The organism is Dolichospermum compactum NIES-806, assembly GCF_002368115.1.
In the GTDB taxonomy this organism is placed as follows: Bacteria; Cyanobacteriota; Cyanobacteriia; order Cyanobacteriales; family Nostocaceae; genus Dolichospermum; species Dolichospermum compactum.
Map to the genome: position 1 here is coordinate 622486 of NZ_AP018316.1, position 19902 is coordinate 642387.

General features: G+C 39.4%; 22 protein-coding genes. 14 read left to right on the forward strand and 8 right to left on the reverse strand.

Annotation, left to right across the window (positions count from 1 at the left end; translation table 11 throughout):
* The first annotated feature begins 296 nt into the window (after window positions 1-296).
* The 11 genes from CA730_RS02905 (at window position 297) to CA730_RS02950 (ending at window position 11186) form a co-directional block, all read left to right on the forward strand.
* Window positions 297-1292, forward strand: a complete 996-nt coding sequence (locus CA730_RS02905; RefSeq protein WP_096663756.1) for a type I restriction-modification system subunit M — start codon at window positions 297-299, stop codon at window positions 1290-1292.
* Window positions 1293-1315: 23 nt separating this feature from the next.
* Entirely contained in the window at window positions 1316-1678 is a 363-nt protein-coding gene (locus tag CA730_RS02910; RefSeq protein ID WP_096663759.1) for a restriction endonuclease subunit S, read from the forward strand.
* A gap of 299 nt (window positions 1679-1977) precedes the next feature.
* Window positions 1978-2208: a type II toxin-antitoxin system VapB family antitoxin gene (locus CA730_RS02915; protein ID WP_096663762.1), complete on the forward strand. Its 231-nt coding sequence runs from the start codon at window positions 1978-1980 to the stop codon at window positions 2206-2208.
* Window positions 2205-2633 carry a type II toxin-antitoxin system VapC family toxin gene (locus tag CA730_RS02920; RefSeq protein WP_096663765.1) on the forward strand — a complete coding sequence of 143 codons (429 nt, stop codon included), beginning with the start codon at window positions 2205-2207 and terminating at the stop codon, window positions 2631-2633. Before CA730_RS02915 ends, CA730_RS02920 begins: the two co-directional genes overlap by 4 nt.
* A gap of 3 nt (window positions 2634-2636) precedes the next feature.
* Window positions 2637-4223: a type I restriction endonuclease subunit R gene (locus CA730_RS25070; RefSeq protein ID WP_197705492.1), complete on the forward strand. Its 1587-nt coding sequence runs from the start codon at window positions 2637-2639 to the stop codon at window positions 4221-4223.
* Window positions 4224-4248: 25 nt separating this feature from the next.
* Window positions 4249-5178 (forward strand): type I restriction endonuclease subunit R, EcoR124 family, encoded by a 930-nt coding sequence (locus tag CA730_RS25075; RefSeq protein ID WP_407919796.1) that lies wholly within the window; start codon window positions 4249-4251, stop codon window positions 5176-5178.
* A 168-nt stretch (window positions 5179-5346) separates the two neighbouring features.
* Window positions 5347-6063, forward strand: coding sequence for a 2Fe-2S iron-sulfur cluster-binding protein (locus CA730_RS02930; protein WP_096663768.1), 717 nt, complete (start codon window positions 5347-5349; stop codon window positions 6061-6063).
* Window positions 6063-7058, forward strand: coding sequence for an FAD binding domain-containing protein (locus tag CA730_RS02935; RefSeq protein ID WP_096663771.1), 996 nt, complete (start codon window positions 6063-6065; stop codon window positions 7056-7058). Before CA730_RS02930 ends, CA730_RS02935 begins: the two co-directional genes overlap by 1 nt.
* Window positions 7055-9184 (forward strand): xanthine dehydrogenase family protein molybdopterin-binding subunit, encoded by a 2130-nt coding sequence (locus tag CA730_RS02940; protein ID WP_096663775.1) that lies wholly within the window; start codon window positions 7055-7057, stop codon window positions 9182-9184. The genes CA730_RS02935 and CA730_RS02940 overlap by 4 nt, the downstream gene beginning before the upstream one ends.
* A gap of 224 nt (window positions 9185-9408) precedes the next feature.
* Window positions 9409-10560, forward strand: coding sequence for an XdhC family protein (locus CA730_RS02945; protein ID WP_096663778.1), 1152 nt, complete (start codon window positions 9409-9411; stop codon window positions 10558-10560).
* Window positions 10557-11186: a nucleotidyltransferase family protein gene (locus CA730_RS02950; RefSeq protein WP_096663781.1), complete on the forward strand. Its 630-nt coding sequence runs from the start codon at window positions 10557-10559 to the stop codon at window positions 11184-11186. The genes CA730_RS02945 and CA730_RS02950 overlap by 4 nt, the downstream gene beginning before the upstream one ends.
* Here CA730_RS02950 and CA730_RS02955 read toward each other — a convergent pair.
* The 6 genes from CA730_RS02955 to cobU form a co-directional block, all read right to left on the reverse strand.
* Window positions 11157-11648 (reverse strand): GNAT family N-acetyltransferase, encoded by a 492-nt coding sequence (locus CA730_RS02955; RefSeq protein ID WP_039204590.1) that lies wholly within the window; start codon window positions 11646-11648, stop codon window positions 11157-11159. The two genes, CA730_RS02950 and CA730_RS02955, sit on opposite strands and share 30 nt — an antisense overlap.
* Window positions 11649-11726: 78 nt before the next feature.
* Entirely contained in the window at window positions 11727-12446 is a 720-nt protein-coding gene (locus tag CA730_RS02960) for a class I SAM-dependent methyltransferase (RefSeq protein WP_096663783.1), read from the reverse strand.
* An 89-nt stretch (window positions 12447-12535) separates the two neighbouring features.
* A complete protein-coding gene (locus tag CA730_RS02965; RefSeq protein ID WP_096663786.1) occupies window positions 12536-14185 on the reverse strand; it encodes a dipeptide ABC transporter ATP-binding protein in 1650 nt (549 codons plus the stop codon).
* Between the two features lie 356 nt (window positions 14186-14541).
* Entirely contained in the window at window positions 14542-15210 is a 669-nt protein-coding gene (locus tag CA730_RS02970) for an ABC transporter ATP-binding protein (protein ID WP_096663789.1), read from the reverse strand.
* A gap of 14 nt (window positions 15211-15224) precedes the next feature.
* Window positions 15225-15497 (reverse strand): hypothetical protein, encoded by a 273-nt coding sequence (locus CA730_RS02975; protein WP_096663792.1) that lies wholly within the window; start codon window positions 15495-15497, stop codon window positions 15225-15227.
* Window positions 15498-15586: 89 nt separating this feature from the next.
* A complete protein-coding gene (gene cobU, locus CA730_RS02980; protein WP_096671241.1) occupies window positions 15587-16132 on the reverse strand; it encodes a bifunctional adenosylcobinamide kinase/adenosylcobinamide-phosphate guanylyltransferase in 546 nt (181 codons plus the stop codon).
* Between the two features lie 124 nt (window positions 16133-16256).
* Here cobU and CA730_RS02985 point away from each other — a divergent pair, with 124 nt between their 5' ends.
* The 3 genes from CA730_RS02985 (at window position 16257) to CA730_RS25385 (ending at window position 17693) form a co-directional block, all read left to right on the forward strand.
* Window positions 16257-17051, forward strand: coding sequence for a hypothetical protein (locus CA730_RS02985; RefSeq protein WP_096663795.1), 795 nt, complete (start codon window positions 16257-16259; stop codon window positions 17049-17051).
* Between the two features lie 90 nt (window positions 17052-17141).
* Window positions 17142-17348, forward strand: a complete 207-nt coding sequence (locus tag CA730_RS02990; RefSeq protein ID WP_096663798.1) for a hypothetical protein — start codon at window positions 17142-17144, stop codon at window positions 17346-17348.
* A 150-nt stretch (window positions 17349-17498) separates the two neighbouring features.
* The gene (locus CA730_RS25385) at window positions 17499-17693 is read left to right on the forward strand and encodes an AbrB family transcriptional regulator (protein WP_231940109.1); all 195 of its coding nucleotides are present in this window, start codon (window positions 17499-17501) and stop codon (window positions 17691-17693) included.
* 99 nt (window positions 17694-17792) lie between these two features.
* Here CA730_RS25385 and CA730_RS03000 read toward each other — a convergent pair whose 3' ends face one another.
* Together CA730_RS03000 and fba are read right to left on the reverse strand one after the other, a co-directional pair.
* The gene (locus CA730_RS03000) at window positions 17793-18275 is read right to left on the reverse strand and encodes a DUF29 domain-containing protein (RefSeq protein ID WP_096663801.1); all 483 of its coding nucleotides are present in this window, start codon (window positions 18273-18275) and stop codon (window positions 17793-17795) included.
* 132 nt (window positions 18276-18407) lie between these two features.
* On the reverse strand, window positions 18408-19481 hold the full coding sequence (gene fba / locus CA730_RS03005) for a class II fructose-bisphosphate aldolase (RefSeq protein ID WP_096663806.1): 1074 nt from the start codon (window positions 19479-19481) through the stop codon (window positions 18408-18410).
* Window positions 19482-19902: the final 421 nt, after the last annotated feature.

The following is a 19902-nucleotide window of genomic DNA, read 5'->3' on the forward strand; positions in this document are numbered from 1 at the left end:
CTAACCCTAACGAAAAGACTTTTATTCAAATTTATTTTGACAGGTAAATGAGCGATCGCTCACAAAAATCTCAATTAGATTGTTTGTAGTGGTAACATTATCGTGGTCTCAAAAGGAACTTAACCCTTTGAATACCTCATAACTTATACTCAACACGGCTTAATTACTTGATTTTATGGGTAGGGGTTTAGCAGTGCTAAACCCCTACAAATCTGCGGTTTTCGTGATTTTACAAAAGTCCATGTCTCAACCGTTTTTAGTATAAAAACTAAACTGAACAACTAAATTTATCACCTATGTCAGAAGAGCAACGTCGTCAGCTACAGCAGCAACTTTGGAAGATAGCCGATGATTTACGCGGGAAAATGAACGCCGATGAATTTCGGGACTATATGCTGGGCTTTATTTTTTACAAATATCTTTCTGAGAAAATAGAACGCTTTGCTGATGGCATATTAGAAGGAGACGGGCTGAAATTTGCCGAATTAACAGAAGATACAGCCGAAGGTGTGGAGATTGTCAAAGCGGTACGGGATGCCACTGTGGAAGCATTGGGGTACTTTTTGAGTCCGTCGGAGCTTTTTAAGACCATCGCCCTCAAAGGTAGCAATAAACAGGACACTAATAACGAGGGTGAGGGTTATAACTTCATTTTGGAGGATCTGACGAAGATTCTCAAAAACATTGAACAGAGTACCCTGGGGACAGATAGCGCCGATGATTTTAGTAACTTGTTTGAAGATTTAGACTTGACTTCATCCAAACTAGGGGCAAATGAAAAAGCCAAAAATGAATTAGTTGCTAAAATATTGGTACATCTGAATAAGATTGACTTTAGGCTGGATGATACAAACGCCGATGTCTTGGGTGATGCTTATGAGTATTTGATTGGTGAGTTTGCTAGTGGTGCGGGGAAGAAAGCCGGAGAGTTTTATACACCGCAACCTGTTTCGACTTTATTGGCCAAGTTGGTAACGAGTGAGAAACCAAACTTAAAAACCGTGTATGATCCCACCTGTGGAAGTGGTTCGCTGTTGTTGCGGGTGAAGCGGGAAGCGGCTCATGTTGATAAGATATACGGGCAGGAAATGAACCGCACGACTTACAACTTGGCGCGGATGAACATGATTTTGCATGATGTCCATTATGCAGATTTTGATATCCAGCTAGAGGATACCCTAGAACATCCCCAACATAGAGATTTACGCTTTGAGGCGATTGTGGCAAATCCGCCTTTTTCGGCAACATGGAGTGCTGATCAATTATTGATGAGTGATGACCGTATCTTTTAAAAGAGAATGATTTAGTAATTGGTATGGATGGTTCTAAAGTTGGTAGAAATTCTGCACTTGTAAAAGATGGTAATGTAAATTCTCTACTTGTTCAGCGTGTTGCAAGATTAAGACAGAAAGCAACATCTTCAATATTTTTTATTTTTCAGCATATAAATTCGACTAGTTTTCATGCTTATGTTGATAAAGTGAAAACAAGTTCAGGTATTCCGCATATCAGTGCAAAACAAATCAAAGAATTTGAAATAAATTTTCCTTGTTTAGCTGAACAAACCAAAATAGCTAATTTCTTAACTACACTTGACGAAAAAATTACCCAATCTCAAACCTATCTGGAAACAGTAAAACAATACAAACAAGGCTTACTACAACAAATGTTTATTTAATGAATTGACTATAACACAACTAACATTTATACTAATGTTTAAACCTGTGGATACTCAGGTTGTTATGATATACTAAGCGCGGGTAGAAAATAGATTTTTGTAAACTTGGGAAAAACCTAGATTTGTAGGGGTTTAGCACTGCTAAACCCCTACCCGTTAAATCTAACTATCAAGCCGTTTGTTAGTATAACTGAAATATTACCCAATTTCAGCATATAAGGCAATAACTCAAGATTCCACCTAATTCCGGCAATCTCTCAACAAAATCATTCAGATTTTACACAACCGAGGACAAAGCCATGACCATTATTACAATAGATGATGAACTAATTAATGAAATTATCGCAGTCAGTCACTACGAAAACCCACAGGAAGCGGTCATTAAAATATTATCCAATTACTTGCAGCAACAAAAAAAAGAACTGCCATTATTTGAGCGACTACGTTTTATAGACGACGAATCTGCCGAAGATGATATTGCATCATTGTTTGAACGTGATAGAGACACAGGTAGGGATGTTGAACTATGACTTATTTAATTGACACCTGTGTAATGTCTGAGTTTGTTAAAAAAGCTCCCAACCCCCAAGTTAGTCAATGGTTTAATCAGCAACCGATTGAACAACTATTTTTAAGTAGTATTACCATCGCTGAAATAAAAAAAGGGATTTATAAAATCCAAGACTCACAACCTGAACGATATCAAAAACTAAAAATATGGCTGCAAAAAGTAGAAACTGAATTTTCTTCTCATATTTTACCGCTAAACAATGATATTTTAGATAATTGGGCGAAATTTTCTGCAAATGCCGAATTAAAAGGTAAAAAATTAGCCGTAATGGATAGCTTGATTGCTGCAACAGCATATCATCATAAATTGACTTTAGTTACCCGCAATGTTGATGATTTTAAACTGACACCAGTTAAAATAATGAATCCCTACAGTCTTGTGTAAATTATGACTACCCAAACCGAAGCCCAACTAGAAGCAGACTTAATTACCCAACTGCAAGGCATGAAATATGCCAGAGTCAAAATTAAAGACCAAGCGGCAATGTTAGCCAACCTCAAACAACAGCTAGAAATTCATAACGGTAACATCACCCTAACAAAAACAGAATTTGAACTCATTCTCAACCACTTAAATACAGGCACAGTTGTCGAACGTGCCAAAATATTACGGGATAAATACGCCTTAAAACGGGACGCAGAAAATGGCAAACCCGCCGAAACAATTTATATAAGTTTCTTAAATTGTGAAGAATGGTGTAGAAATGAATTTCAAGTTACTAACCAAATCACCATAGAAGGAAAACGCAAAAATCGCTATGATGTAACTATTTTAATCAACGGCTTACCATTAGTGCAAATAGAACTTAAAAAACGGGGTTCAGAATTAAAAGTTGCATTTCATCAAATTAACCGCTACCAACATGAATCCTATGACGCAGGTGCAGGACTATTTCAATATGTGCAGCTATTTATTATCAGCAACGGCGTAAATACAAAATACTTCGCCAACAATAAATCTCAATCATTCCAACAAACCTTTTATTGGACAGATCAAGAAAATAATCGTATATCTGATTTGAGCGAATTTGCTGACACATTTCTCAGAACTTGTCATCTCGCCAAAATGATCACCCGTTACATTGTCATCACCGCCATTAATGTCCTCAAAGTCCTCCGTCCCTATCAAGTTTATGCAACGGAAGCATTAGTTGAACGAGTTAAAAATAGCAATAAAAACGCCTATATCTGGCACACCACAGGCTCAGGTAAAACCCTCACCTCCTTTAAAGCCAGTCAAATTATTACCAATTTACCCCAAGTCTATAAAGTTGTATTTGTAGTTGACCGTAAAGACCTAGATTACCAAACTGCCAAAGAATTTAATGAATTTGCCAAAGGTAGCGTAGACAGTACCACTAATACCAATAACCTAATTAAACAACTAAATGACGACACGACTACACTAATCGTTACCACTATTCAAAAATTGAATAATGCCATTATTAAAGAACGCTATCTTGAGAAAATAAAACATCTGCAAGAGCAAAAATTTGTATTTATTTTCGATGAATGTCACCGCAGCCAATTTGGAGAAACCCATAGAAATATCAAAAAATTCTTTCAAAATGCTCAAATGTTCGGCTTTACAGGTACACCAATTCTCACAGATAACGCCTTTGGAACTAGAGAACATCAACAAACAACCGCATCATTATTTGATGAATGTTTGCATAAATATGTAATCATTGATGCTATCAAAGATGAAAATGTTCTGCGCTTTGCGGTGGAATATGTGGGTAAAACTAAACAAGAAGAAGTACAGCCAAAAAAACGCCAGAAAAAAAGTGCTACTAATTTGGATATTGCCATAGAAGAAATTGACACCAAGGAAGCACTAGAAAGCCCAATCCGACTTGCAAAAATAACTGACTATATCCTCACTCATCACGCCCAAAAAACTAAAGCCCCTGACTTTACCGCCATGTTTTGTGTGAGTAATATCGAAACACTGATTAAATACCCTATATGTTGATAAAAATCTCCAGTTTCACGGACTGATTCAAGCCTTTTCTCGCACTAATCGGATTCTCAACGATAAAAAATCTCAGGGCAATATTGTCTGTTTTCGGAATCTTAAAAAAGCCACTGATGAAGCGATCGCCCTATTCTCAAATAAGGATGCTCAAGACACAGTAATAGTCCAGCCTTATGAGGACTATGTAACCCAATTCAACCAAGCCGCCAGCGAGCTATTAGCCATCACTCCGACGATCAAAAGTGTAGATACCTTACCCGATGAAGAAGCCCAATTAACCTTCGTTACTAAATTTCGGGAACTACTCCGCCTTAAAAATGTTCTGACTACCTTCGCTGACTTTGAAGAAACCGATCTAAGTCTGGCAGCGCAAAACTTTGAAGACTATAAAAGTAAATATCTCGATATCCATGAAAAAGTAAAAAGAGAACGCACCAGCGAAAGAACTTCGATTCTTGATGATGTAGACTTTGAACTGAGTTTAATTCATCGAGATGAGATTAATGTGGCGTATATTCTCGATTTGTTGAGAAGGATGAGCAAAACAGATCCAGCCGCAACTCAAAAACTCCAAAAAGAAATCCTTGATATTATGGCAGGTGAAGTCCAATTACGCAACAAACGCGCCTTAATTGAAGTATTCATCGCCAATAATTTGTCGCAACTCCAGCCCGATGAAAATGTGATGAATGCCTTTGAAGAATACTGGATAACCGAAAAAGCAAAAGCCTTTACCGAACTTTGTACCACCGAAAATATTGAACATGAAGAGTTATTAAAAATCATCAATAACTATGCCTTTGCTAACCGTTTACCAAGAGAACAAGAAATAGTCAGTTCACTAAATTTTAAGCCCAAAATTTTAGAACGGAAAAAAACTATTGAGCGCGTTTCCGAAAAAATCCAGTTATTTATTGATACATTTATCGAAGGTATGGGTGGAACTGTTTAGATTTTGAGATTCTCTACCTTTTAGAGGATGTTTGTGGAAGTGACAGTATTAATTCATTCCATAAACTTGAAGTAAAATTTCCCCCTTGAGTGCGATCTCTTTTGACTCTGCGCTCCTACATCATGACTCCTGCTATATCATCAGTAATATTGTTATCAATTCCCAATTATGGAACAATCTAACCAGAAACCAGGGAAAACATCCCGACGTGGGTTTCTCGGACAAGCATTCACCGCAGCCGGGGCGGCTATTACTGTTCCTGCATTGCTGACTCAAGAAAGTGCAGCCAAAGAAACTACTCTAGGAGGCAACGGCGAGATGAATATAACACTCAATGTTAATGGTGAGCAACGCCCCCTCAGTATTGAGCCGCGTGTGACTCTCCTGGATGCCCTGCGGGAACGTTTAGGATTAGTTGGTAGTAAAAAAGGCTGTGATCATGGACAGTGCGGCGCGTGTACTGTGCTGATTGATGGTGAACGAGTATATTCTTGTCTTTCTTTGGCAGTCATGCAGGAAGGCAAAAAAATTGTCACCATTGAAGGACTAGCCAGCGGTGATAGTCTCCACCCCATGCAAATAGCCTTTATTGACAACGATGGCTTTCAGTGTGGTTACTGTACACCAGGGCAAATTTGCGCCTCTGTGGCACTACTGGAGGAAGTTAAACGCGGTTGTGCTAGTGCAGTCACCTCCGATTTACAAGCTCCTCCCCAATTAGCTCAACTTTCGACAGCGGAAATTAAAGAACGATTAAGTGGGAATCTTTGTCGGTGCAGTGCTTATAACGGAATTGTTGCCGCAGTTCAACAAGCAATTGGACAAAAACCTCCTTCGCCAATGGCAAATATCATTACCAGTGAATCCCAGGGAGTACCAGTATAATGAATAACTTTACTTATATTCGCGCTACCACGGTAAAAGATGCCGTCAACCGAGCCGTTGCTGACCAAAATGCTATGTTTATTGGTGGCGGTACAAATTTAGTTGATCGTCTCAAAGCCTTTGTGGACGAGCCATCACAACTAATTGACATCTCCCGCCTACAGATGCAGAAGATCGAAAAAATGGCTAATGGTAGTCTGCGGTTAGGGGCGTTGGTGACAAATACGGCTGTAGCTGATCATACTGATATTCGCCGTGATTACCCGATGTTAACTAGGGCAATTCTGTCTGGTGCATCTCAACAAATTCGCAATATGGCCACAGTCGGTGGTAATCTCTTACAAAAAACTCGTTGCCCTTATTATTACGATACTGCTTTTGCTTGTAATAAACGTGAGCCAGGAACTGGATGCCCAGCAGCAACGGGGATAAATCGAATGCACGCAATACTCGCTGCAAGTGATCAATGTGTCGCAGTTCATCCTTCTGATATGTGTGTGGCATTGGCGGCTTTAGATGCGGTGGTAGAAGTGGAAGGACATCAAGGTAAAAGACAAATTCCCTTTGGAGATTTCCATCGCTTGCCAGGAAATACACCAGAAAAAGATAGTAATTTACAGCCAGGAGAATTAATTACTTCTGTGATTTTACCACCTTTAGCTTTTGCGAAATCAGGAGTTTATTTAAAACTGCGCGATCGCACTTCCTATTCTTTTGCTTTAATATCTGTAGCGGCTGCTTTACAAATTGCTGGAGACAAAATCAAAGATGCTCGTTTAGCAATGGGTGGAGTCGCCCATAAACCTTGGCAAGCAGTAGAAGCAGAAAAGTTTTTAATTGGTAAAACCGCAGATATTTCCACATTTAGCCAAGCGGCAAATATCGCTTTACAGGGAGCAAAACCTTTAGCTCATAACGGTTATAAAATTGAACTAACAAAACGGGCAATTCGTCGCGCTCTCACGGTTTCGGCTCAAGGAGGAGGTATAGCATGAATAAAATAACTACAACCAATATTAATCGTAAAGATGGACAGGCAAAAGTAACAGGTACAGCCACCTATGCCGCCGAACATCAAATACCAAATTTAGTTCATGGTTATTTAATAACTGCTAGTATTGCCAGTGGAAAAATAAAAAGTGTCAACACCCAAACAGCAGAAAAATATCCCGGTGTAATTGCCATTTTCACCCATAAAAATGCCCCCAAAATTTCTAAGCCTAGCAATAATTTTGTCAATTCTAAAATTTACGAAGCGCGACTACCTTTAGCCGATGACACAATTCATTATGCCGGGCAAATTATCGGTTTAGTAGTAGCAGAAACCTTTGAACAAGCAAAGGCAGCATCACATTTAGTTAAAGTTGAATATACTAGCCAAAAACCAATTTTAGATGCCCAAAAAGTTACCTTAAAAAATGCTCCCTCCATGTTTGGGGAAGACTTGAAATTTGCCAAGGGTAGTTTTGCTACTGGTAATTCAACGGATGCAATGGCAGGTGCAGCAGCGAAAATTACCGCTACCTACAAAACAGCGACGGAACTCCACGCACCCATGGAACCTCATGCCATTATCGCCCAGTGGCAAAATTCCAACTCGCTGACAGTCTATGAACCGACTCAATGGGTAGGAGGTAGCCAACGCACATATTCAGAATTATTTGGACTTGCACCAGAACAGGTAAGAATTATTACGCCGTTTTTAGGTGGGGGATTTGGTTCTAAAGCCTTTCCCTGGCCACACGCTATTCTCTGTGCCGCAGCAGCGCGAAAACTTCAGCGTCCGCTGAAAGTGGTTCTCAGTCGGCGACAAATGACAGCAAATGCGGGACACCGTTCGCAAACTGAGCAAACTATTAGTTTAGCTGCTAAAACTGATGGTAGTTTGCAGGGAATTGAACATACAGCAAAATCTTATACTTCCCCTGTAGATGTTTTTGCTGAACCATGTACAGGTATTACCCCGGCAATGTATGCTACTCCGAATCTGCGAACATCCCAACAAATGGGAGTCATGAATATTGGTACACCTACCTTTATGCGAGCGCCTGGGGAAAATCCCGGTTTGTATGCTTTAGAGTCCGCAATGGATGAATTAGCCTGGGAATTGGGCATAGACCCCGTAGAATTACGGTTAAAGAACGAAACAAAGGAACATCAAAGCCGGGGTTTACCTTTCTCTGCGAAACATTTTGCGGAATGCTTGCAGGTGGGTGCAAAACAATTTGGTTGGGAAAATCGAACTCAAAAACCCCGTTCTTTATCCCGCGACGGTAAACTCATCGGCTGGGGTATGGCTGCTTCCACTTTTCCCGGTTTAAGAAGTTCAGCTTCAGTCAAAGTCCGATTATTAGCAGATGGTACGGCTCATGTTCTCACCAGTGGTAATGATATGGGTACGGGTGCTTATACCATTGTTGCCAGTACGGCGGCCAATGCTTTAGGGCTACCAGTGGAAAAGGTGCGGGTGGAATTGGGTGATTCTTTATTCCCTAACGGTGGTCTTGCTGGTGGTTCGCAAATGACGGCAAGTCTTGTACCAGCAGTGATGACGGCCTGTGAGGAGGTGCTGAAAACTGCCCAAGCGAAAACTGCCCAAGAGGCGTTTACAAGTCTGCGTCAGTCCCAACGGGCTGCTTTTGAAGCGACGGGTTCTTCTGCACCAGGTGAGGAAGCTAAAAAATGGGCTTTCCAGTCCTGGGGCGCACATTTTTGCGAAATCAGCCTAGATGAAGAAATCGGCCGCTTACAGGTGACGCGGTGGGTGTCTGTGATGAATATTGGCAAGGTGATGAATGCTAAAACTGCCGCTTCTCAAGTGCGAGGGGCTGTAATTATGGGGATTGGTCACGCTTTAATGGAGGATTGCCAGTTTGATCCGAATATCGGTTATCCGGTGGTTTATGATTTGGCTACCTATCATTACCCAACTCATGCAGATATTCCCCGCATTGAAGTTTCTTTTGTGGGTGAACCTGATCTGAATTTTAATTCTGCTGGGGTGCGTGGTGTGGGTGAAATCGGGATTACAGGTGTTTCACCAGCGATCGCTAATGCTGTTTATCATGCTACGGGTAAACGGATTCGTGAGTTACCAATTACGCCGGATAAGTTAATTTAGCTGTGTGTTTTGCCTCTGTGTGGGAATCAATTTCTTTTTTTCTCACGCAGAGGCGCAGAGTCGCAGAGAGAGCTTTAGGATTTTTGTTTGATTTGTGGTTTTGAGGATGGGGTGATTACGAAGGTCAACTAGGCTTTTACAAGCCCTCACTTACCCGAAGGGAAGTGATGGGTGGTTGACGTAATTTATTAAACCAGTTTCCCAAATGAGGATACTGCAAAAATATGAAAGAGATAAATTCTATTATTACAGCATTTTTAGACAGTCAAGACAATAGTGAACCAGTTTTTCTCGCAACTGTTGTCAATGTTCAAGGTTCTAGCTATCGTCAACCGGGAGCGCGAATGTTGATCACGTCAACAGGTAAAATGGTGGGAACTATCAGTGGTGGTTGTCTGGAAAATGATGTATTTCAACATACTCGCTTAATCACAGATGGTCAGCCAAAACTGGTTACTTATGACACCAATGCTGATGAAGATATTATTTGGGGATTTGGTTTGGGTTGTAATGGTGTGGTAGATGTTTTGATTGAGTGTCTTTATCAAGATGATTCACTTAATCCATTAACTTTTATTCATCAATGTTTTAACAATCAAAAACCAGGAATTATTGCCACTATTTTTAGTGTTGAGGGTACTATTAATGTCCAGTTAGGAGCGCGATTAATTCTCAATTCTGACGGGAATATAAATACTAACATTGCTGAATCTAGTTTAACTCAATCCTTAATTAAAGATGCTAAATCGGCATTAAAAAATCAATATTCAAGTTTTCATAAATATCAACTTTTATCAGGTGAAGTTAATGTTTTTATTGAATTCATTCAGCCTCCCCCACACCTAATTATTTTTGGTGCAGGTCGTGATGCTGTACCAGTTGTAGAGTTTGCTAAAGCTTTGGGTTGGCAAGTTACTATTATTGATTGTCGTGCTATTGAAGCAACTAAAGAACGTTTTATGATGGCTAATAACGTGATTCTAACTCATCGGGAAATTGTTCATCAACATATATCTATCAAAGAAAATACTATTGCTGTGGTCATGAATCATAATTATTTTGATGATTTAGAAATTTTGAAATTGCTAATACCATCTAATTTGAAATATTTAGGTTGTTTAGGATCAAAACAGCGAACTGCAAGATTATTAAATGATTTACTAACTGAAGGAATAGAACAAACACCAGAACTATTACAAAAGTTATATACTCCTGTGGGTTTAGATATTGGTGCAGATACACCAGAAACAATAGCATTATCTATAATTACAGAAATTCAAGCTATACTTAAAAGTCGTAATGGTGGTTTTTTAAAAGATCGCAATGAACCAATTTACTCTCGAAATCAGATGCAAGAAATTAAAATTGAACAATGACTAAATCAAATATTGCTATAATTATTCTAGCCGCAGGGGCATCAACTCGCATGGGTAGACCGAAACAACTCTTACCCTATCAAGGAATTAGCTTACTAAGGCATACAATTGAAAATGCAGTTGCTTCGGTGTGCAAACCTATAGTAGTAGTATTGGGATCAAATGCAGAAAATATCCGTTCTCAAATTAGCGAATCTGATATTAAAATAGTTGAAAATCCAGATTGGCATTTAGGAATGAGTTCTTCAATTCGTCGAGGAATTTCATCAATTATCACTGATTATCAAAATATAAATGCAGTAGTTATTACTGTTTGTGACCAGCCGTTTCTTTCGGCTGAAATTATCAATAATTTAGTCTCAAAATACCATAATACAAAGAAACCTATTATTGCTTGTGAATATGCAAATACATTAGGTGTACCCGTTTTATTTAATCAGAGTTTTTTCTCAAAATTAGCAAATTTAACTGAAGATGTAGGCGCGAAGAAATTAATTAAAAACCACTATCACGAAGTTTTTAGTATTCCCTTTCCTTTGGGGGCAATTGATATTGATACACCTAATGATTATCAACAAATTGAGCATAATTCATGCCTACATCACCCGCAAACCCAAAATCATTAAATCCCGTTCCACTCCGTCTAAATCAGCAATTTTCGGTAAATTTCCCCAAGCTTGAAAACCAAACCAAGCAAATAACTTTAAACTGGGTTGATTGTGCGCGAAAATAAAACTCACTAAAGTCTTTAAACCTAAGTTAGGACTTTCCTGAATGGCTTTTTCTAAAAGTTGTTTTCCTAAACCACGTCCTTGAAAATCTGGGGAAATATAAATACTAATTTCCGCTGTGGCATAGTAAGCTGGTCTACCGTAGAATGATTGAAAACTCAACCATCCAGCAATTACACCCTCCGTTTCCATTACCCACAGGGGAAACTTAGAGGGGACTCGTCCTTGAAACCAAGCCAAACGACTTTCCACAGACACAGGTTCTAAATCAGCAGTAGCCATGCGGCTAGGAACAGCAGCGTTGTAAATGGCGACAATGGCGGGTAAATCAGATTCTAGGGCATGGCGGATCATCATTGCGGCTATTTGGGCAAAATTCTTGATAAAATCTTTCCAAATAATACAGCGTTAAGAGGCCATTTATTCGATAATTTTTTAAAACCGGACTTTGTACAACTCGAATAATTCTCCTAATTGTCTTTTGACTATTTTAGCACCCCCAGCTTTAATGGTTTTTTCCCATTCTGTAACAGTTTCGAGAAACACCTCTGCACCCAAATAAGTTTCTAGTACAGCCCAATCTTCCGCTAAAGGCTGTTCGGAATTAAGAATATCAAATACAAAATTTCCCCCTGGTTTTAATACTCGTTTGACTTCGACTAAAACGGCTTGCCAATATTCTAGGGGAAAATAACAACTAAAGCCTGTGGCAATTATTAAATCAAATTGATTTTCAGGATAATTTAAATGGTGGGATGGTCCTAATTTCACACCTTTGAATAATTTTGAATTTAACTGTGAACCGCGAGAGTTAAGACCATCTCTTGCGATATTACTAATTTCTTGTCCATAAAAGAATGCTTGCCAATCTCTCCAAGGATAGATTAAAAAGCTGACACCGCAACCAATATCTAAACAATGTTCGTTTTTTTGAGGTTGAGCAATTTCCCAAAATGGTGAAACTATTCTTTCACTTAATCTACCATTTTTCCATTCTTTATATATTGGCATTTCTTGAACTTCGTCTGGAACTTCAAATTTCTGATTTTGATATTGACGATTAAAGCGATATGCTATTTGTGCAAGTCTCTCTTGCCATTTGTCTGAGGAATAAGTATTCCTTTGATAAGAATTGGGAGGCGGATTTTTAGACATTAATTAGTTTGGTAATGGGTAATTGGTAATTTTATTATTTCTCTTGACTTTGAAACCCCTGAAAGGGCGGGGAAACCCCGCCCCTACTGTCATGCTTTTGCGAGGAGAGGTGCAGCAGCGAGAAGGGTTTGGGTGTAGGGATGTTGGGGGTGGGCAAAGATTTGTTTAGTCTGTCCTAATTCTACTATTTTACCACCATTCATGACGGCGATGCGATCGCACAAAAATCTTGCTAACCACAAATCATGGGTAATAAACAAATAGGTTAAATCAAATTCTGCTTTGAGTTGTAACATCAAATCAAGAACTTGTGTTTGCACGCTGGCATCTAACATACTCACTGGTTCATCACATATTATCAGTTTGGGACGAGTAATTAAAGCTCTGGCTATGGCTACCCGTTGTTGTTGTCCCCCAGACAAATCGGCGGGATAACGGTGATAATATAATTCTGCTGGGGTTAATCCCACTTTTTCCAACATCCATAAAACCTGTTCTTTCGCTTTTTCAGAATTAGCTAAATTGTGAATTAATAAAGGATCTGCTATACTTTGTCCTACCGTCATGGCTGGATTTAAACAAGCATGAGGATCTTGAAAGATCATTTGGATTTGTCTACGGGAAGAACGGATTTCTTGACGGGACAAACTGGTTAATTCCTGTCCTAAAAATTCGACTTTTCCCGATGTGGGACTAATCAATTGTAAGATGGTTCTCGAAAGTGTACTTTTTCCACAACCAGATTCTCCGACTAAGCCTAAAATTTCCCCAGCATACAATTCTAAATTAATGCCATCTACGGCTTTAATGGTTTGTCCTTCTCCTTTAAATATCCGTTCAATAAAATTCGGTTCTATGGTGTAATGCTGTTTAAGTTCTGTAATTTTTAAAATGGGATTTGCTTTTTCTGTTCTCTGTTCTCCATTCTTTGTTCCCTCTTCGTCAACTGCTTGAATATGTAAAGCTGCTTTTAATAAAGATTGAGTATATTCATGTTGGGGATTTGCAAATACAGTTTCCGTTTTCCCCATTTCCACCATTTTACCTTGATACATAACTCCAATGCGATCGCAATATTCCCCCACCATTGCTAAATCATGGGAAATCAATAATAATCCCATGTTTTCTTCCCCACACAATCGCGTTAGTTCTTGGAGAATTTGAGCAGAAACAGTCACATCTAAACTTGTCGTTGGTTCATCCGCCACAATTAACTTAGGACTCAACAACAAAGCCAAAGCAATAGCTACCCGTTGACGCATTCCCCCACTAAACTCATGAGGATATTGACTCCAACGACTAGCAGGAATTTTCACCTTTTCCAAAGTCGCTAAAGCCTTTTCTTTCGCTTGCTGTTTGGATAACTCCGGTGTATGAGCTTGTAAAGTCTCAATACAATGATTGCCAATTGTCATCAATGGGTCAAGGCGGGTCATGGGATCTTGAAAAATCAAAGCTACCGCTTCACCACGAAACTTTTGCATTTGCAATGGTGTCAAATCTAATACAGATTGTCCCTGAAATTTTACTAATCCTTCCGTGCGACTAGAATTAGGCAATAAACGCATAATTGCCCGTCCAATGGTGGATTTTCCACAACCAGACTCTCCCACCAATCCCATTTTTTCCCCAGATTGAATAATAAAAGATACATCATCAACCGCCCAGCTTTCCACCTCTTCATCACGTTGAGGATAAGCTACACGGAGATTTTCAACACTAAATAAAGCTTCATTCATAATTAATTAGGGGTTGCTGAAAAAGTCTTTTGGTTAGGGCTAGGAGTCAGGAGTCAGGAGTCAGGAGGAAGAATTAGAAGAAGATCAAAATAGTCTTGAATTTGGTCAAGTGATAGGGTTTTGGTAGTTTCAACGCTTATTCCTTGCACTTGTTTCACCTTTTTTACCTTCAAACTCTTGATATATCTCAGCTCTAGGGTTATTAACCAGACCCTAATTAAATAGCCGGACAAAATTAAATTCACTTGTTGAGAGAGGGAACAGGGAACAGGTGACAGGTGACAGGTGACAGGTAAGAAACTTATTTCTTCTTCCTCCTGCCTCCGAACTCCTGCCTCCGAACTCCGAACTCCTGCCTATTGATGTACTTGAATTAATCGCTGTTTGAGACGTTCCGCTTCACCGGAATCAACTAAACAACCCTTTTCCAATAAAAAAGCACCATCACAGTAATTTAACTCTTCTAAGCGATGAGTTACCCATAATGCCGTAATGCCACGACTCTTAACGAGATTACGGACACTAGCCACTAAATCGAGTTGACTATCTGGATCTAGTAAAGCAGTAGGTTCATCTAATAATAAAACATCACAATGACGAGCGATCGCTCCAGCAATAGCCACCCGTTGTTTTTGTCCACCAGAAAGCGCGTAAATAGGTCGTCGCTGTAGAGACAATAAATTTACCGCCCCCAAAGCCTCCTCAACCCTAGCCTTCACCATCGCCGGTTGTAACTTTTCCGCCACCAATCCAAAAGCCACATCAGCACCAACCGTTGGCATTACCAATTGATGATCAGGATTTTGGAACACAAAACCAACAGCAGGTGAAATAGTCACCTCTCCAGATTGAGGAGCTAATAAACCCGCTATTAATCTCAGAAGCGTAGATTTACCACTGCCATTTGTCCCCAGAAGCATCCAAAACTCACCTTTAGGTACTTGAAGAGAGCAAGATCTAATCACTTGCTCCCCATTAGGCCAAAAGAAGTTTAAATTATTAACTTCAATGCCTACTGCTGTCATGTTTATACCTTGTGTTATTCAGCAGTAAAAGCAGCAAAGCCCGGTGGTTTACCACTGCTAGTAGACGCACTATCTTTTTGAATAATCTGAACTCCCGAAATTTCACTAGCACGGACAGCAATTTTTTTCTCTGTTTTGCCTTCGCACTTGAGTTCCACAATATCAGGATTTCCAGCACGCATTGCCGCCAAAATTAGCTGGTAAACAGCCTCGGCATCTTCAGTAGACTTACGTTGTACTGATATGGGGAAAGCAGTATTTCTGATGCTTAAGTCAATGGTAAACATTTAGAATTAATGAATTTTCACTTTAAGACCTATTCTAGCGTCAGTTGTCAGTTGTCAGTTGCAAATATCTTTCCCCAGTCCCTTTACCCCTATTTAGTTGCTGGTAATGGTACACCTAATAAACTCAGATTCAAGGCATGACCACCCGTTACCAAATAAACCGGTTCACATATTGTCCCTAATTGTCTCACTAAAGCGCCCAGGCGATCGCGGAATTTGCGTCCCAAAGGATAAGCTGGAACTACACCCCAACCTGTTTCTTCCCCCACAAATATGACATCAGCCCTCACTAATGGCAGAATTGCCAGAAACTCCCGCACAGTATTTTCCCAAACTAAATCCTCTTCTTCGAGAAAATTAGCCACCCAAGTTCCTAAAGAATCCACCAACAGGCAAGTATGCGCCTGAGATTGAGCCAAAGCAGCAGTTAGTTCCACAGGAACAGCAAGAGTTATCCAATCTTGAGGACGGCGTTGTTGATGTTTTTGAATGCGTTCAAGCCATTCTAGATCATCAGGATTTTGTGTAGCTGTGGCAATGTAGACAACCTTTTTTTCCGAATTCATCGCCAAATCTTCCGCCCATTCACTTTTACCAGAGCGGGCTGCACCTGTCACCAAAATTATTTTCCGCATCATTTGATCATATAATGTTTCATCAGGAAGAATACACGAGTTAAATCAAGTATCCCCAAAATCACCACCCTTCTGTACTCCTGAATTCTTTCTTACTAAAGACCATAAATTTTAGGATATTGTTATGAAACCAGGGTTAAAACGGATAGAGGCCACGCTACATGATTTGAAAACTCGCAATGATGATGTCACCACAGAACCAGGTGAGGAAAGCAAACGTTCCTTTTCCTTTCGGATTAGTATCCGTCCCCAGGAATCTCCAGAAAATTCCCAAAATACAACCCATAATAGTAACTTAGAAGCAGATCCAGTTATTCATGAAACTCCAGAGGCAAATTTATTTCCTCACCATAATTCCGTCTCAGCCTTTCCAGCCCAAGACAATGGAGAAAAAACGCCAACTCTCCCGAAATTTAAAACTCCATCCTTCAGCAATCATCGTCACGGTGCTAACCCAGCACTAGCGATGAATATGCTCCAAGAGATTCAAGATAAAGTAGCTGATTGGCAACTAGAACTACAAAAAATAATACAGCAGATTCAGGATATTTACTTGGAAGGACCAATTATTAATGGTTGGTTGGAATCTAATGTCCAAGAAATAGAAACAGTTGGAACAGCGACATTACGCCATGCAGAAGTAGAGCGTCTCATGAACTATGTCGAAGAAATCTGTGCTAATGGTGAAAAAGGATCTCATAAACCGCTACATGCTGACTACCGACTATGTGGAGTAGATACAGCCGGTCAAGTATGGTCTCGTCCCTGTCCAGTTGAACAAGTTCCTAGTGTTAGTATAGCGATCGCTCGTCACCAAAGATTACGACAACTCTTAGGACGCAAACAAGACCTAGAAAATCGCTTGAGTCAATTAGCAGAAACCTTAGTCATGTTACATAGTCATATTCAGCAAAGTTAAATATTTTCTCCCTACGGCAAAATAAAGTAGCCACCGAGTAAAAACTATGTTACTCTAGAACCACATCGTGAAACTTTACCAACAAAAACTATGCGACTAAAACGCTGGGAATCCCCACGTCGAGAAGGCAGAAACGATAAAGGTCGAGGTGGTTCTGCGAGAAAACGCCAACTGAAAAAACAAAGACAAATGCTCAGACAGAAACTCAAAGAAAATCACAAGCCAAATGATCATCACAACAATAACCAGGGGGAAAGTTCAACTTCCCCCTATTTTTTGGCCTTTTTTCCCCAATAGCCTGATTAGGTATATTGCTTTAGAATGATTAAGTTTTTTGGAAAAAGTTAAATTTTTAACCTTTTTGAGTATATTCTCAAGTAAGGAGTTAAAGTAGTAATGACTAACGCAACAATTACTACAAAAGGGCAAGTAACTATACCTAAATAAATTAGGGATTATCTAAATTTAGATACAGGAAGTAAAATTGATTTTGTCATTGATGAAAATGGCATAGTTAAACTTATTCCTCTCAATATACCTATTCAAAAATTATCTGGAATTTTGCACAGAAAAGGCATTAAACCTACAACTTTGGAAGAAATGGAACAAATAATTAATGAGGCTGCAAGTGATTGGACTTGATACAAATATTATAGAAGATATATGAAAATACACAATGAACATAAACTAAATTTGGGTTTAGCTCACGACAATTTAGACTAATTGAACGAAAAATAAAAATTAAATTTCCTCTTGACTAAGCAGCGTGATTATAAAATCAGCATTAATGACATCTAAAGGCAGAAAAGGAGAGTCAACAGGAAACATCTGAATAGATAATTTAGTTTCCGTACTAGCAGCGCGAACAGCTTTTAAATAACAATCAGAAAATAGTTCTAAATAATAAGGTTTGAGACTAGGACTATCCTCCAATAAAGATTCAATTTGATAAAACTGTTCCCAAATTGTACTTACCCAACTAGAAGAACGTTTTTCAGATTGATATTGGTACTTGAGTAAGAGCATGAGTAAAACTATGAGTCGGTTTTTAAGTTCACGTCTTTTCTCTTTCCCCATGTCCTCTATTTCTTCAATCAAATGCTCAAAATCAACGTGATCTAATTGATGATTACGCAATAACTTAGCTGTCGTTTCTAGCCATAAACAATAATCCTGATTATAAAGATAACTACTCAAGGATGTAGATTGTAAATTGGTAGTCATACAAATAGCCTTATTTACTGCTATTACCTAAGTCTATCACATTAATTAATAAAACCAGGAAACTTTAGCGTCACCTGGTTTATTCTTGTAGGGACATAGCACTGCTATGTCCTAATTTATTGCTGAAAAAGATTAAACTTTAGCAGCCGCTCTCATGACCAATTCGCCTTTAGCATACTTAGCAGCATAATCTTCTAAAGAAACTTGCTTAATCTTGCTTGCGTTACCAGCAGTACCAAACTGTTGATAACGGTCAGCACAAACCTTTTGCATATATTTAATAGAAGGCTTGAGGAAGTGACGAGGATCAAATTCCTTGGGATTAGAAGCCAAAGCTTCACGCACAGCCGCAGTAATAGCCAAACGGTTATCGGTGTCAATATTTACCTTACGTACACCACTCTTAATACCTTTTTGGATTTCTTCTACTGGTACACCGTAGGTTTCAGGAATAGCACCACCATATTGGTTAATGAGCGCCAATAAATCTTCAGGTACAGAAGAAGAACCGTGCATTACCAAATGGGTGTTAGGTAAACGGCGGTGAATTTCTTCAATGCGGCTAATAGCCAAAATTTCACCTGTAGGCTTACGAGTAAACTTGTAAGCACCATGACTTGTACCGATAGCCACAGCTAAAGCATCAACTTGAGTTGCTTCTACGAAGTCAACAGCCTCATCAGGGTCAGTTAATAGTTGAGAATGGTCTAGTGTACCTTCAAAACCGTGACCATCTTCAGCTTCACCAGCACCAGTTTCTAAAGAACCCAAACAGCCTAATTCACCCTCAACACTGACACCCAAAGAGTGAGCAACGTTAACAACTTCGCTGGTAACTCTAACGTTATATTCAAAGCTGGCAGGGGTTTTAGCGTCAGCTTCCAAAGAACCATCCATCATGACGCTAGTGAAGTTGTTCTTGATAGCTGAATAGCAGGTAGAAGGAGCATTACCATGATCTTGGTGCATGACAATGGGAATCTCAGGATAGGTTTCTACCGCAGCCAAAATCAGGTGACGGAGGAAGTTTTCCCCGGCATAGTTACGAGCGCCGCGAGAAGCTTGTAAGATTACGGGGCTATCTGTTTCCACCGCCGCTTTCATGATTGCTTGAATCTGCTCTAAGTTGTTGACGTTAAAAGCGGGGATACCGTAACCGTGTTCAGCAGCGTGATCCAAAAGCAACCGCATTGGTACGAGAGCCATATATATTCCTCCTAATTTGGGTATTTAGCTAGTCAGTTTAATAGAAGCGTAATCTTTATTTTAATGTAATTTTTACGCTAATCTTAATGTTTTTTTCAACTTACAGAAAATTATAACTAGTAGCGATCGCTTTTGTTAAGAAACTTTATCGGCTGATATTCTTAGGCTATGTAATACTTATGTTAGTTTAAAAACTAAGTATTTTGAGTAGGGGTAGCGCCCCCGTGCCTACCCCAGTATTAGGGGCAACTTTAGGTCAATTATTATTATCATTATGTTAAGTAGCGCCCCCGTGCCTACCCCAGTATTAGGGGCAACTTTAGGTCAATTATTATTATCATTATGTTAAGTAGCGCCCCCGTGCCTACCCCAGTATTAGGGGCAACTTTAGGTCAATTATTATTATCATTATGTTAAGTAG